Origin of the sequence: Bartonella vinsonii subsp. berkhoffii ATCC 51672, from assembly GCF_902825225.1 — a bacterium.
In the GTDB taxonomy this organism is placed as follows: Bacteria; Pseudomonadota; Alphaproteobacteria; order Rhizobiales; family Rhizobiaceae; genus Bartonella; species Bartonella berkhoffii.
In genome coordinates this window covers 1-413 of the sequence record NZ_CADEAK010000234.1, presented here as the reverse complement: position 1 = coordinate 413, position 413 = coordinate 1, and the positions used below count along the sequence as shown (strand labels likewise).

1 protein-coding gene is annotated in these 413 nt (G+C 30.3%); it reads left to right on the top strand.

From position 1 onward, the window contains the following. Positions 1–104 (top strand): DNA-3-methyladenine glycosylase I (locus J7R10_RS09070; RefSeq protein WP_208436506.1); only part of this gene is annotated, 104 nt, incomplete at its 5' end. Between the last annotated feature and the right edge of the window lie 309 nt (positions 105–413).

The window sequence follows — 413 nt, the reverse complement described above, 5'->3', positions numbered from 1 at the left end:
TGAAGAAACGCGGCTGGACATTTGTTGGACCCACAATTTGTTTTGCTATTATGCAGTCTGTAGGCATTGTTAATGATCATCTTGTAGGATGTTTTTGTTGTTAAGCTTGCAAAGCCCCTTTTGCTCTAAAGAGATGTTCATGAGGAGAATAAAAGAATGTGGAATGCTATTTTATGGTTTGCTTATTGTCATTGGGTCATCATTTCTGGGGGGTGATAGTATAGAACGCATTTTGACCAATATAGTGGTTTCAGAAAATTTAAAGAAAATCTGTGATCATTTATTTTAATGAATATTGGGTTATGAGCCTTTATATAACACTTAATATTAACAGTTATTTTTTAGATTTTTTGTTGAAATTAAAGTCATTTTCAGTTTTTTTGTTTGAAGTTATTTTTGTATTATTTAATTTT